This window comes from Acidithiobacillus sp. HP-2 (assembly GCF_015100155.1).
Taxonomy (GTDB): domain Bacteria; phylum Pseudomonadota; class Gammaproteobacteria; order Acidithiobacillales; family Acidithiobacillaceae; genus Acidithiobacillus.
In genome coordinates this window covers 128,921-142,504 of record NZ_JACKZA010000002.1, presented here as the reverse complement: position 1 = coordinate 142,504, position 13,584 = coordinate 128,921, and the positions used below count along the sequence as shown (strand labels likewise).

The 13,584-nt window shown below is 54.8% G+C and carries 10 protein-coding genes; all 10 read right to left on the bottom strand.

All coding sequences use genetic code 11. The annotated features are described in order from the left end of the window. Positions 1-23: 23 nt before the first annotated feature. The 10 genes from gltB to pilM all read right to left on the bottom strand — a co-directional run bounded on the left by gltB (position 24) and on the right by pilM (position 13,475). Positions 24-4,451: a glutamate synthase large subunit gene (gene gltB / locus H7F11_RS02130; RefSeq protein WP_193649589.1), complete on the bottom strand. Its 4,428-nt coding sequence runs from the start codon at positions 4,449-4,451 to the stop codon at positions 24-26. 106 nt (positions 4,452-4,557) lie between these two features. Next, complete coding sequence (locus H7F11_RS02125; protein ID WP_193649590.1) at positions 4,558-5,739, bottom strand: deoxyguanosinetriphosphate triphosphohydrolase; 1,182 nt, start codon at positions 5,737-5,739, stop codon at positions 4,558-4,560. After that, positions 5,720-6,562, bottom strand: coding sequence for an FAD-dependent thymidylate synthase (gene thyX, locus H7F11_RS02120; protein ID WP_193649591.1), 843 nt, complete (start codon positions 6,560-6,562; stop codon positions 5,720-5,722). The genes H7F11_RS02125 and thyX overlap by 20 nt, the downstream gene beginning before the upstream one ends. Continuing rightward, entirely contained in the window at positions 6,559-7,650 is a 1,092-nt protein-coding gene (aroB, locus tag H7F11_RS02115; RefSeq protein WP_193649592.1) for a 3-dehydroquinate synthase, read from the bottom strand. The genes thyX and aroB overlap by 4 nt, the downstream gene beginning before the upstream one ends. A 79-nt stretch (positions 7,651-7,729) precedes the next feature. Beyond that, entirely contained in the window at positions 7,730-8,251 is a 522-nt protein-coding gene (locus H7F11_RS02110) for a shikimate kinase (RefSeq protein WP_193649593.1), read from the bottom strand. Beyond that, positions 8,248-10,560 carry a type IV pilus secretin PilQ gene (locus tag H7F11_RS02105; RefSeq protein ID WP_193649594.1) on the bottom strand — a complete coding sequence of 771 codons (2,313 nt, stop codon included), beginning with the start codon at positions 10,558-10,560 and terminating at the stop codon, positions 8,248-8,250. Before H7F11_RS02105 ends, H7F11_RS02110 begins: the two co-directional genes overlap by 4 nt. Positions 10,561-10,604: 44 nt before the next feature. Next, positions 10,605-11,177, bottom strand: a complete 573-nt coding sequence (locus tag H7F11_RS02100; RefSeq protein WP_193649595.1) for a pilus assembly protein PilP — start codon at positions 11,175-11,177, stop codon at positions 10,605-10,607. Continuing rightward, positions 11,174-11,824 carry a type 4a pilus biogenesis protein PilO gene (locus H7F11_RS02095; protein ID WP_193649596.1) on the bottom strand — a complete coding sequence of 217 codons (651 nt, stop codon included), beginning with the start codon at positions 11,822-11,824 and terminating at the stop codon, positions 11,174-11,176. Before H7F11_RS02095 ends, H7F11_RS02100 begins: the two co-directional genes overlap by 4 nt. Next, the gene (locus H7F11_RS02090; protein WP_193649597.1) at positions 11,821-12,414 is read right to left on the bottom strand and encodes a PilN domain-containing protein; all 594 of its coding nucleotides are present in this window, start codon (positions 12,412-12,414) and stop codon (positions 11,821-11,823) included. Before H7F11_RS02090 ends, H7F11_RS02095 begins: the two co-directional genes overlap by 4 nt. Continuing rightward, positions 12,411-13,475, bottom strand: a complete 1,065-nt coding sequence (gene pilM / locus H7F11_RS02085) for a type IV pilus assembly protein PilM (RefSeq protein ID WP_193649598.1) — start codon at positions 13,473-13,475, stop codon at positions 12,411-12,413. Before pilM ends, H7F11_RS02090 begins: the two co-directional genes overlap by 4 nt. Between the last annotated feature and the right edge of the window lie 109 nt (positions 13,476-13,584).

Here is a 13,584-nt window from a genome sequence, read left to right as displayed (position 1 = left end):
TCCTCGGGATATAGCGCTGAGAATCAGCTGGCTTCTTCCAGCAGAACATCCAGCTTCGCTGCCTTGGGCACCACGAGCCAGACATCACGAATGAAATGGGACCAGTCTTTCAGCAGGCTGGCGGCGTAGCTGCTGCCGGTTTGGGCAACGTGGGTTTCGACATGACGGCGGAGCAGGGCCGCATAGCCGCGCATGGATTCGGTCTCGATGCGGTGACAGTTGACCAGTTCGCCATTGACCTGATCGGCGAACTGCCGGGCCTGATCGCGGACAAAAGCGAGACCACCTGTCATGCCCGCACCAAAATTGACACCCACGGAGCCGAGAATGATGACCTGGCCTCCGGTCATGTACTCGCAGGCATGATCCCCTGCGCCTTCAATGACGGCAATGGCCCCGGAATTGCGCACTGCAAAGCGTTCTCCGGCGCGCCCTGCGGCAAACAGGCGCCCACCTGTGGCGCCATACAGGCAGGTATTGCCGACAATGGCCGAGTCCTGGCTGGCATAACTGGTCCCTGCCGGGGGGGCAATGACAATGGTGCCGCCGTTCATGGCCTTGCCCACATAATCATTGGCATCCCCATGCAGTTGCAGGGTTACACCCTGCACGCAGAAGGCACCAAAAGACTGACCGGCCGTGCCCGTCAGTTCCACATGAATGCTGTCATCAGGCAGGCCACTATTCCCGTAACGGCGCGCGATTTCCCCGGACAGGCGGGCGCCAATGGAGCGATTGACGTTGCGGATTGGATAGTGCAAACGGGTGGGAATTTTGTCTTCCAGTGCCGGACGGGCATCCTTGACCATCTGTTCGGCCAGTTCGCCCTGATCAAAGGGCGGATTCCGGTCCTGGGTGTGGAAGTTGACATCGGCATTGCGCAGCTCTGCATTGGCGAGTAGCGGCAACAAATTCAGACGCTCCTGCTTTTCAGTCTGGGCTCCACCGATTTCCAGCAACTGGCTGGCACCAATCAGTTCGTCAAAGCGGCGGATACCCAGCTGCGCCATGATCTGACGGGCTTCTTCGGCGACAAAGCGGAAGTAATTGATGGCCATTTCCGGCAGACCGGTGAAATGCTTGCGCAGGGTTTCATCCTGGGTGGCAATGCCGGTAGCACAGTTGTTGAGATGGCAGATACGCAGGTATTTGCAGCCCAGGGCAATCATTGGTGCAGTGCCGAAGCCAAAGCTTTCCGCACCCAGTAAGGCCCCCTTGATGACATCCAGACCGGTTTTGAAGCCACCATCAGCCTGCAGGCGTACCCGATGCCGCAACTGGTTGCGACGCAGGGTGACCTGGGTTTCGGCAAGTCCCAGTTCCCAGGGGGATCCGGCATATTTGACCGATGTCAGCGGGCTGGCGCCGGTGCCGCCATCATAACCGGCAATGGTAATGCGATCGGCATAGGCCTTGGCCACGCCCGCAGCAATGGTACCGACGCCCGCTTCAGAAACCAGTTTGACGGACACATAAGCCTGGGGGTTGATCTGCTTGAGATCAAAAATGAGCTGGGCCAGATCTTCAATGGAGTAAATGTCGTGGTGAGGCGGGGGGCTGATCAGGGCCACGCCTTCCTTGGCATAACGCAACCGGGCAATGATGCCACTGACTTTGTGACCGGGCAGTTGACCCCCTTCACCGGGTTTGGCCCCCTGGGCAACCTTGATCTGCAATTCTTCGGCATTGACCGCATACTCTGGCGTCACACCAAAGCGCCCCGAAGCAATCTGTTTGATTTTGCTGACCTTATTGTTGTGGTAGCGGGCAGGATCTTCGCCGCCTTCACCCGAGTTGGAGCGCCCACCAATGCTGTTCATGGCAATCGCCAGGGCTTCGTGGGCTTCCGGCGACAGCGCCCCCAGGGACATGGCTGCCGTATCAAAACGCGGAGTAATGGCTTCAATGGACTCCACTTCACCGAGGGGGATGGGTTGCGCAGTGCTTTTCAGTTGCAGCAAATCCCGCAGGTTGGTGACCGGACGTTCGTTGACCAGCCCTGCAAACACCTGGTAATCCTCATAGCGTCCGGATTTGACGGCTGTTTGCAGGCTCTGGACGACATCGGGATGGTAGGCATGATACTCACCCCCATTCACATATTTCAGTAATCCACCGACGGGCAGGGTTTTTCTGGGAATGTAGGCATCGCGCACCTGCTGGCGGATATCGGCTTCGAGCAGTTCAAAACTGGCCCCGGCAATCCGGCTGACGGTACCCTTGAAACAACGCTCCACCACCAGTTCATCCAGACCCAGGGCTTCAAAAAGCTGGGTACTGCGATAGGAGGCGAGGGTGGATATGCCCATTTTCGAGAGGATTTTGTAGAGCCCCTTGTCGATGCCCTTGCGATAATTTTCCAGGGCCTTGACCAGGGTCAGGGGCTGACTGAAGGCGTGCCGTTCACTGAGGCTGCGGACAATGGCATAGCTGAGGTAAGGATAGACGGCCGTCGCCCCATAGCCAATCAGGGTGGCAAACTGATGGGGATCGCGGGCATGCGCCGTGGCTACGACAATGTTGGCTCGGGTCCGTAAGCCCGCATCAATGAGTGCATGATGAACAGCCCCTACTGCCATGAGCGCCGGAATGTAAAGGCGATCCCGCTCCAGGGCATGATCGGACAGCACCAGAATGACGGCACCATGGCGGACAGCGGTAATTACTTCTTCACAGAGCGCTTCAATGGCCCCACCCAGGTTGCTGTCTGCGGCCGAATAGCAGAGGCTGAAAGTCTGACTGCGAAAGGCCGGTTCTTCACGACTGGTCAGGGCGACAAAAGTACTGTCTGAAAGAATGGGTGACTGAATTTCGATGCGGCGGGCATATTCGGGGCGTTCTGCGAACAGATTGCTTTCGCTGCCAATCACCGTATTCAGGGACATTACCAGGGCTTCACGCAGGGGATCAATGGGGGGATTGGTGACCTGCGCAAACTGCTGCCGGAAATAATCGGCAATGTGGCGTTTCTGTCCGGAAAGTACGGCCATCGGGGTGTCGTCGCCCATGGAGCCCACCGCTTCCTGAGCGCCTTCGGCGAGAATGCGGATGACCTGATCTTCTTCCTCAAAACTGACGCCAAAGGCCTTTTCGCTGAGCAGCAGGTCGGTAACGGGGAGGGCCGGGGTCAGATCATTGTCATCGCGATGCAGATGCTCCGCAAATTCATCCAGCCATTCCCGATAAGGATGACTGTTCATGATTTCGGTATCGATGCTTTCCGAGTCGAGGAAGCGTCCGCTGGCCATATCGACCGCGACCAGCTGGCCGGGTCCGACCCGGCCCTGCACGGCAATATCCTGATGCTGGTAGTCGAAAACGCCTACTTCCGAAGCAATGTTGATGATGCGGTCTTTGGTGATAACATAACGCGCTGGCCGCAAACCATTGCGATCCAGGGCACAGGCGGCGATGCGGCCTGTGTTCAGAACCAGACCGGCGGGGCCATCCCAGGCTTCCATGCGCATGGAGTGATATTCATAAAAAGCCCGCAGAGCCGGCTCCATATGCGGAACATTATGCCAGGCCGGGGGCACCAGCAGACGGATGGCCTTGAAGAAGTCCATGCCGCCCTGCACCAGCAGCTCCAGCATATTGTCGAGACTGAAGGAATCACTGCCACCGCCTACGGCCGGAAGTACCTCAGCCATGGGCAGCAGGTCACTGTGCAATTGCGCTTCCCGGGCCTTGGCCCAGAGGCGATTACCCTGCACCGTATTCAGTTCGCCATTATGGGCGAGAATCCGGAAAGGCTGGCAAAGGCGCCACTCCGGCCAGGTGTTGGTGGAAAAGCGCTGGTGATAGGTGACCAGTGCCGAGCTGAAGCGCGAGTCGCGCAGGTCGGGATAAAATACTGGAAGATTTTCCGGAAGGACCAGGCCCTTATAGCCGATTACCTGAGAAGAACAGGTGACGGCAAAAAATTGCGGGTCTGCGACGAAACGCTTTTCTACCCGGCGACGCAGGCGATACAAAAGCCGCTCATGCGTATCCACGTCCTGATCTTCGGGCAGGCCGACAAATACCTGCCAGACGGCTGGCAAGCTGCTCAGGGCTTCTTCTCCGCAAGCCGAGTTGTCGGTCGGTACCTGCCGCCAGACAACACTGCTCAGGCCGAGATCCCGGGCTTCTGCATCCAATGCATCACGGATGGTCTGGGCAAGGGTGGCGTCCCGGGGCAGGAAAAACTGACCCACACCAAAATGTTCAGGGAGCTTGATACCCATTTCTGCCGCAACGCTGTGGAAGAACGCGCGCGGCATCTGGACCAGCAGGCCGCAGCCGTCACCACTTTTACCATCAGCGGCCACTGCACCGCGATGCGTCAGGCGGGCCAGTGAGGCAATGGCCGTGGCGACAATGGCATGGCTGGCCTGATTATCCATCTGGGCAATCAGCCCGAAGCCGCAGGAATCTCTTTCAAAGTCGGAGGAGTATAAGCTTTGCGTCATTAGGTCACCTGGTCCGTTCTGTCACCCTGTCGCTGAACTGCAAAGCAGGGCTGGACATTATAGCGGGCTTATGGACGGGCTCCAAGAGGCGCAGGAGAACCGCTTGTCAGGCTTCACCATGGGGATCAAAGAGCCGGTCATATTCAGCAATGGCAAAGCGGTCGGTCATGCCGGCAATGTAATCGGCGACTATGCGGGCCCTGCTTTTTTCCTGCTGATCTGTGGCCTGGATGCGGGCCTGATATTTCAGGGGGAGCAGGCGGGGATCTTCGCGCAGGGTGTGAAAAAGACGGCGCACCAGGCGTTTGGCTTTTTCCGCCTGCCGGTGAACCCGGGGGTGCCGATACATGCGATGAAACAGAAAGCTTTTCAGCGACTTGATTTGGCCAGCGATTTCCGGACTGTGAGCCGCCAGTGGCCGGGTACTGGCCCGGACCTCGGCAATGCTGGTGATGTGATCACTCTGGATACGCTGTCGAGTTTCCGCAACCAGGTCATTAATCAGCAGATTGATCAGGCGTCTGCCGGTTTCGTGACGGAGAATGGTTCTGGAGGCGTCCGGATACCGATCCTGTACTTCGGCATAGATCGGGCCGTACAGGCTGTTGCTGCACAGTTCCTGCAAATCCAGCAGGCCCGCGCGCAGGCCATCGTCTATATCATGATTATTGTAGGCGATTTCATCGGCCAGATTGGTAATTTGCGCTTCCAGGGAAGGTTGGGTACCGCGCAGAAAACGCTCGCCCACATCGCCCAGATCGGCGGCTTTGCTTTTGGCGCAATGTTTGAGAATGCCTTCGCGGGTCTCAAAACTCAGGTTCAGACCGGGAAAATCTCCATAACGGACTTCAAGACGGTCCACAATCCGCAGGGACTGAATATTATGCTCGAAGCCGCCGAGATCGCCCATGCATTCCTGCAGCGCATCCTGCCCGGCGTGACCAAAGGGGGTATGGCCGAGATCATGGGCCAGGGCGATGGCTTCTACCAGATCTTCATCCAGTCCCAGCTGCCGGGCAATGGCACGTCCAACCTGCGCGACTTCGAGCGTGTGGGTGAGACGCGTGCGATACAAATCTCCCTCATGATTGACGAACACCTGAGTTTTATACTCCAGACGGCGAAAAGCGCTGGAATGAATGACCCGGTCGCGGTCGCGCTGAAAGGGGCTGCGGCTTTCCGGAGGCGTTTCGGGATGTTTGCGGCCCAGGCTGCTTTCGGCACGGGCGGCGTAGGGGGCCAGCATCCCCTGAAAAACGCTGCCTGGTTTATTCTGCACGACCAGCATGCTCCTCGCTGGACGGGGATTGTTCCGACTCGTCGATGACCCGCTGCATGGTTTCGGCCAGCAATGGCAGGCGGGCGGCAAAAAGCGCATAAGCCGCATCTGCATATTCGCGGATTTCATACTGGGCATCTTTTTTGCGTCGCAATTTGAAAAAATTCATGAGGCTACGAAAGTTGATGGTCCAATACACATCCGAGTAGGCAGCAACGGGCATGACGTTACGGAGAAGCTCCCGGGCACGCCCCCGATAAGGGTCACGCCCCCCCTCTTTGGGTGCCAGTCCGCCGGATTCGCGGGCCTGATCAATGCGTGTGCAGGCAGCGCTGTACTGGGTTTCATACCACTGGAAAAGTTGACCCATCAGGGCTTCGTATTCGGCCATCACCGTATCGTCCAAAACGGCGTAACCATCTACCGTGCGTGCCGACTCATCAGGAATATAGGCAACAGAGATGGGCTTGCGGTAACGCATGGAAAATTCATTCCAGCTGGAAACCCGGTGTTTGACCCATTGGCGGAGCACAAAAATGGGCGCAATAAAGCGAAAACGGAAGTAGATGGTTTCAAAGGGGGTGCCATGCTGATCGCGGAGCAGCTGGTAGAGCAGATTGCGATCGCGCTCGTTAAAATCATGCCCATTTTTCAGACGTTGATTGGTCGTGCTGATACGGGCGGTATTGATGATGGTGGCTTCATCTCCCCAGCTTTCTTCCAGTTCGATGAAGCCAAAATTACCAATACGCCGGGTTCCCCCGGGATTGAGAGCCATGCGCTGTGCCATTTCTGCCTGCAATTCTGCAGTGGCCTTGTTGATTTCGTTCATGCACTACGCTCCATAAAAGCCTGCAGGGTCTGGATAATGGCCGCAGGCGGCACATCGCCGGTAATCAGGGCGTTGCCAATGCTATTGAGAAGAATGAAGCGGATTTGACCGCCTTCCGCTTTTTTATCGACTTTCATGAAATCCAGATAGACGGAAGTTTCCAGGCGTGGGGCCAGAGTAGGGAGTCCCGCTGCCTTGATCAATTTGAAAATGCGATTTTGTTCACTTTCCCGCAGCAGGTCCAGGCGACGGGAAAGATCAGCGGCCATGACCATCCCGATAGCTACTGCTTCGCCATGCAGATAATGTCCGTAACCACTGGCTGCTTCAATGGCATGGCCAAAAGTGTGACCAAAATTCAGAATGGCGCGCAGCCCCCCTTCCAGCTCGTCCCTGGCGACCACATCCGCCTTGTCCCGGCAGGAGGTTTTGATGATTTTTGCCAGGGCCTCGGTGTCGCGGGCGAGCACGGCATCCAGGTTGTCTTCCAGCCAGGAAAAAAAACCGGGATCGTTAATCAGTCCGTATTTGATCACTTCGGCAAGACCTGAACGAAACTCCCGTTCTGGCAGGCTGTCGAGGGTATCTGTATCGACGATGACCGTGCGGGGCTGATAAAAAGCACCGATCATGTTTTTACCCAAGGGATGATTAACACCGGTTTTTCCACCTACGGAAGAATCCACCATGGCCAGCAGGGTGGTGGGAATTTGCACACAGGCAACGCCGCGTTGATAAACGGCAGCAGCAAAGCCGGTGATATCACCCACCACCCCACCGCCGAGCGCGCAGAGTGTACAATCGCGGCCATAACCGGCGCTGAGCAGCTGCCCGGTAATGATCTGGATATTGTCGAGGGACTTGCTTTCTTCGCCCGCAGGCAGGGTGATGACCAGTGAATTCTTGTTCAGGACATTGAGGGTATTTTGCAGGGTCTTCAGGTAGAGTGGCGCGACATTCGTGTCGGTAATGATGGCGACCGGTCCCTTACCCAAAACCGGGGCGAAGAGGTTTGAGTCGCTGATGATGCCGCTGCCAATATGGATGGAGTAGCTGCGCTGACCAAGTTCTACACGAAGACTTTGCATATAATCTGAGCTCTTGTGGGCGGGTTTACCCATCCATTGTTGAGTTTCTTGGGCCTGCAGGCAAGAGGGGCATCCTCATTTAACCTGTTTGTGCGTGTAAATACCTTAAAATCCGCCGTAGTACCTGATCTGAACGCAGGCCATCACCACTGATCCGCCAATGGGCTGTCTGCTGATAAAGGCTGCTTCTTTGCTGGGCGAGACTGTGCAGACGACTTTCCAGGTCTGAGGTTTGCAACAAAGGGCGGTTACGGTCGTGGCGTACTCTTTTTAATTGTTCTTCTACGCTGACATCCAGATAAATCACCTGACCCTTCTGGCGCAGATAGGCGCGGTTTTTGGGGTCCAGAATGGCACCGCCGCCAGTGGCAAGGACCATATCCTGATTGTGCCCGGCCAGATCGGCAATGACTTTTGCTTCGCGCTCGCGAAAGCCGGCTTCTCCCTCAATTTCAAAAATAGTGGGTATGTCCACGCCCGTTTGGGTGACGATCAGTTGGTCACTGTCGACGTAGGGAATACGTAAACGGGCGGCCAGAAGCCGCCCGATGGTCGATTTGCCCGAGCCCATCGGCCCGATCAGAATGACTGTTCCGGTCATTGTCCGAGATTACTGTCGCCGTCAGCACCCGCGAGGCCGTCCTGGGCGTCACCACCCACAACTTTGGGGGTGATGAACACCAGCAGTTCGGTTTTGGCGACACTGTCAACGTTACTTTTGAAGAGCCAGCCCAGCAGCGGAATATCTTTCAATAGAGGAATGCCTGTCTGGTTGTGATTAGTGGTGTCCGTATAAATACCGCCAATAACGATGGTTTGTCCATTGTTGACCAGTAATTTGGTTTTGACTTCCTGGGTGGTGATAGGAATACCGGAAGGCAAGGCATCGGCGTAGTTGGGCTGATTGTTTTTGGCGTCCACATCCAGGGTGATTTTGCCATTAGGAGAAATGTGCGGCGTCACATCCAGACTCAATTCGGCTTTTTTGAAGGATACCGAAGTGGCGCCACTGCTGGTGGACTGCTGGTAGGGGATTTCCTGACCCTGAGAAATGACTGCCTTTTCATTATCCTCAGTCATGACTTTTGGACTGGAGATGATTTTGGCGCGATTGTCCACCTGCAGAGCCTGCAATTGCAGGTTGAGAATACGATTACCTGCAGCCGTTCCCAGGGCAAAGCCCAGAGAAGCCGGGGTAGCACTGGCCAAAGCCGTACCGGCATTGGAAGCAGCCAGATTGGCCAGGGCGGGTACGGTGAAGCCCGTGCCGGTCGTAGAACTGGAACTGCTGCTGCCCTGGATGGGATAGGCACCGCCCTGGGTTGCCGTTGTGCCAGTCACTCCGGTTCCGGAAAGATTGACGACGCCACCCGCACCGTTGGAGGTATAGGTGCCGCCCCAGTTGACGCCCAGAGAATGTGCCGCACTGGTGGTTATCTGGACAATGCGCGCCTCAATCAGGACCTGCGGTACGGGCTTGTCGATTTTGGCAATCAGCTTTCTGATATTTTCAATGTCTCGCGGGGTATCCCGTACCAGCAGGCTGTTGGTACGGGTTACTACGGCCACGGAACCGCGTGGGCCAAGCAGGGAGTTACCGATAATGCTGGATTTTGGCAGTCCAAGGGCGTTGGCCAGAGATTGTTGTTGATAGCTGCTCATCTGATCGTCAGGGGCACCCGGTTGCTTGTTCTGGTCAAACCCTTCCAGCAGTGAAGCAATGCTCGAGGCCTTGGCGTACTTGATCTGAATGAGCTGTGTTTCCAGAGGTTCCAGCTTGCGCTTGCTGGCATCGGCTTTAAGTTCCGCCTCTTCCTGACTGCTGATCTGATTGGCGGGAGCCACCCAGAGAATGTTTCCGATATGTTTTACCGCCAATCCCTGAGATTCGAGAATGACCTTGAAGGCCTGTTCCCAGGGTTCATTTTTCAGACGGATGGAAAGGCTGCCCGTCACATTATTGGAAACCACAATATTCTGGTGGGTGAAGTCGGCAATAACCTGCAGGGCATCACGTACGCTGATGTTCTGGAAATCCATGCTCAGACGGGCGCTGTCCTTGGGATTTTCAACAGCATTTTCGGTCTTGGGATGCACATCAATCATGGTCTGCTGACCCAGTTGATAAGCCGAGTATTCATAGGGTCCATTAATGGCAAATACCAGGCGGGTATTCCGGCCAATAGGATAACTATCCACAAACTGTACCGGAGTGCCGAACTGGGTCACCCCAAAGCGATGGGTGTAGCTGGCGGGCAGGGTCGTGTTTTTGAGTTCAACCACCAGTTTGCCATCTTCCCGGGTAACATTCATTTCCGGTTGCGGTCCGGTGATGGACAAATCCAGAATGCCGCCACCCTGTTTGCCGCGCTTGAAATTCAGGCCATTGATTTCAGTTCCGTAGGTCATAAGCGGAGCAGGAGCTGCTGCGGGGCTGGATACCGCAGCGTTTGAAGTTGCTGCCGGGGCAGGGGCTGCTGCAGGTGCGGTGCTGTCGACAAACGCCAGGCGATAACCGCCAAGCGTAGGTTCTATCATGACTGCCTGGGGAGATTTCAGAAGCAGGTCCAGCCGGGCATTATGTCCCTCATTTTCGGTCAGTGCATTTTGAACCGCTCCGCTACCCATGACGGTGCCCACAGAGGGCAGAAAGTGAGCGTTGGTGAAATCGATTTGTACCCGATATCCGCCGTTAAGTGTGTTGACATCATAGGCAGGGCGCGAATCACTATGAATGATGAAAGCGGTACCGTGCTGATCCGGGCTGGGGGTGATGCTGCTGATGAGACTCTCCGCCCAGGCTGCCCCAGAGCTCAGGCTGAGTGCCGCCGCTAAAATGGCAGCGGTTAATGGACGCAGGCGCGGATAACGGCTACTGAGTGGAAGGTGGGCATTGTTGGCTGTGCGCATCTTTTTGTATTCCTCTGTATTCTTCGGGGTCAGGCTCGTCATGTTCAGTTACCACCCTGCATGTGTAAAACGGTCTGTTGCTTTTTATAACCACCAAAAGCATTGGGTAAATATTGCTCAACGGTGACAGATTGTTTGCCCATGCGGTCATCAATGCCCGTTATGCGTCCGTCATGTCTTCCGATGTAGCTACCCAATCTGGCGCGATACACTTTTGCATCTGGTGCCTGAATGACGGCCCATAACTGCCCGTCAGCGGTGCGCATGATACCTGATACACTCAGGCTGGAAAGCGCATATTTTTCGAGAGGTTGCATGGGGCCATGGGAAGCCGGGCGGGGGCCGGTGGCTTCGCTGGCCGCTTCCTTGCGCAACAGCATTTCGGAGAAGCTGGTAAACGGATCACGATTGGTCGGATTGTTATAGGCATCAGGCTCATAAGCCGGGGTTTTGGGTAATGGCGTAATATGATTGTTGGTTTTTGGTCCATTGGCCACAAAATTGCGCAGATGACTTAAGTCATCACTATCCGAGCAGCCAGCCAGCATGGCGATGCTGACGCTGATAGCCAGAACATGGCGTATTTTTTTATGGAAACGCGCTCCGATCGTTTTCATGGCTTGCCCCCGGCCTGGGTATTACTGCTTTTGTCTCCATTATCCAGATACCGATAGGTGGTTGCCGTACACTGCATGGTCAGTTTCTGGGCAGCAAGGGCTTTGGCGGCAGGTGTGCTGCCGGTATCGGGAACCCGGGTAATATCGATACCGCTGATGGTGACGATGCGGGGCATGGCGGCTACTGCTGCGGCAAAGCGTCCGATGTCATCATAGGTACCAACCACTTTCAGTTTCACCGGAATTTCCGCGTAAAAATTCTTGTTGATTTCGCCAGTAGGCTGAAATAATTCAAAATCAAGCCCACGGCTGCGTCCTGCCAAAGTCACATCATCCAGGAGTGATGGAATTTGTGTCCGGTTTGGAAGCTGTTCCAGAAACTTCTGAAAACGCACATTCATTTCCTTGATTTGTGCTTGATAGGCTGGTAACGATGCCGCCAGTAACTGCTTTTGCCTGATCTGGATTTTCAGGCCCTGTTCCTGGGTATGCAGTGCATCGTATTTGTCATTTTCTGGAGAGATGAATTCAAACCAGACGACAATGCCTAAAATCACGATAATGATGGCAATGGCGATCAATTTGGTTTTTAACGGCCAACGGAGGATGTCATCCACCTGCAAATTGCGAATTTCGTCGAAAGTCACGGCTGGACCTCCTGTGTGCCCGTTGTCTGAGCGCTTTTACCGGCTGCGGTGGGTTTGCGGATGTTCATTTGTAAGGTGAACTGTCCAACCTCCTCGGAACCCAGTTTGGATTTGCTGATAATGTTTAACTGCGGCTCGGTAAATATTTTGGAGGCATCAATATTCCGCATGAAAGCAGCTACCTGATCATTGTCTTCCGCATAGCCATTCACGGTCATGGAATTTCCGGATTGCTGTAAATGGGTCAGAAAAACACCATTGGGGGTTTCTGCGGCCAGGGTATTGAAAACCTGAACCACCATATCCCGTTGATCCTGAAGATCGGTGATGATGTCTTCTCTGGCGAGTAATTCATCCCGTTTTTTGCGGAGGTCGGCAATAGAGGCAATTTTGGTGTCCAGTTGCGTGGCTACCCCTTGCAGGTAATTGACTTTGGTCTGTTCACTGGCGACGCGGGCACTGAAAATACTGTAAATTCCATAATAAAAAAGTGCTGCCAGCAAAAGAATGCCGAGGAGAGCTGCGGCCAGGAACTGGCTGCGCTTGGCGCGCCTCGCCTCGCGATAGGGAAGCAGGTTGATGCGAATCATGCCGAAATCCTCCGCAAAGCCAGGCCACAGGCAACCGCGAGAGACGATCGGTCAGCGTCCATAAAGTGTCTGCTGATGTGGGGTGAAATTTCCATACCAGCAAAGGGATCCGGGACCAAAACCGGAAAGCTGACCATTTGCCGTAACTGGTCGGCAAGTTGTGGGATTTTTGCACCTACTCCAAAAAGGTGGACGGCTGCCGTGGGTACGTCAGGCATGCTGGCCTGGAAGAAATCCAGAGAACGGAAAAGTTCCTGAGCCATATTGCGGGCAAAAGGCTGAAGCACCTCTTTGACATATTCTGGCGGGAGTCCGCCAAAACGCTCCATGCGCTGGGCATCGTTACTGTCGAGATTGTAGCGACGCTGAATTTCTTCCAGGAGTCGGCTCAGGCCAAAATTATGTTCTCTGGAATATACGGGATGTCCATCCTGAAAGACGTAAATATTAGTGGTGATATTTCCGATTTCTACCAAGACAATGCCTTTGCCAGTATGGTTACTGTTTTTGGTATTTGCTCCATTCAGATGCTCATGAAGTAACCATAGTGCAAACGGTTTGACATCGACAATCTGCGGCTTCAAGCCCGCCTCTTCGAGAACTGCTGCGCGATCTTCAATGGCTTCTTTTTTACTGGCAACCAGTAAAATGTGGTTGAAACCTTTGCGCGTCTCATCTGGACCAAGAACAGAAAAATCAAAATTAACGGCATCAATACTGTAGGGGATATATTGACTGCCTTCGTAGCGGATCTGGTCTTCAATACCCACTTCGTCCAGATCAGCCGGCAGGGAAATGACTTTGACAATGGCCATATTGGCGGGAAGGGCTGTAGCAACAGCCTTGGTGCGAATGCGTGAACGCTCCAGAATAGTGCGCAGGGCGCGGGAAACGGCTTCACTATCCAGAATATCCCGATCACTGACAGCCCCTGGCGGTAATGTCTCGGAATCAGCGTGCTCCACCCGGATTTTTCCACGGCTTTGGGCCAGCGAAACGAGCTTTACGGCATCAGAGCTGATATCCAGGCCCAGCAAAGGAGAACTTGGTATGCTTAGCACGTCTATTCCTTTTTTATGGTCTGACAAATGTTATAATCATTGCCTTGCAAATTAAGTTGATGAAACGTATGCATGGCCAGTATCTTTTTCGCAACTTGCGGTGGAAATT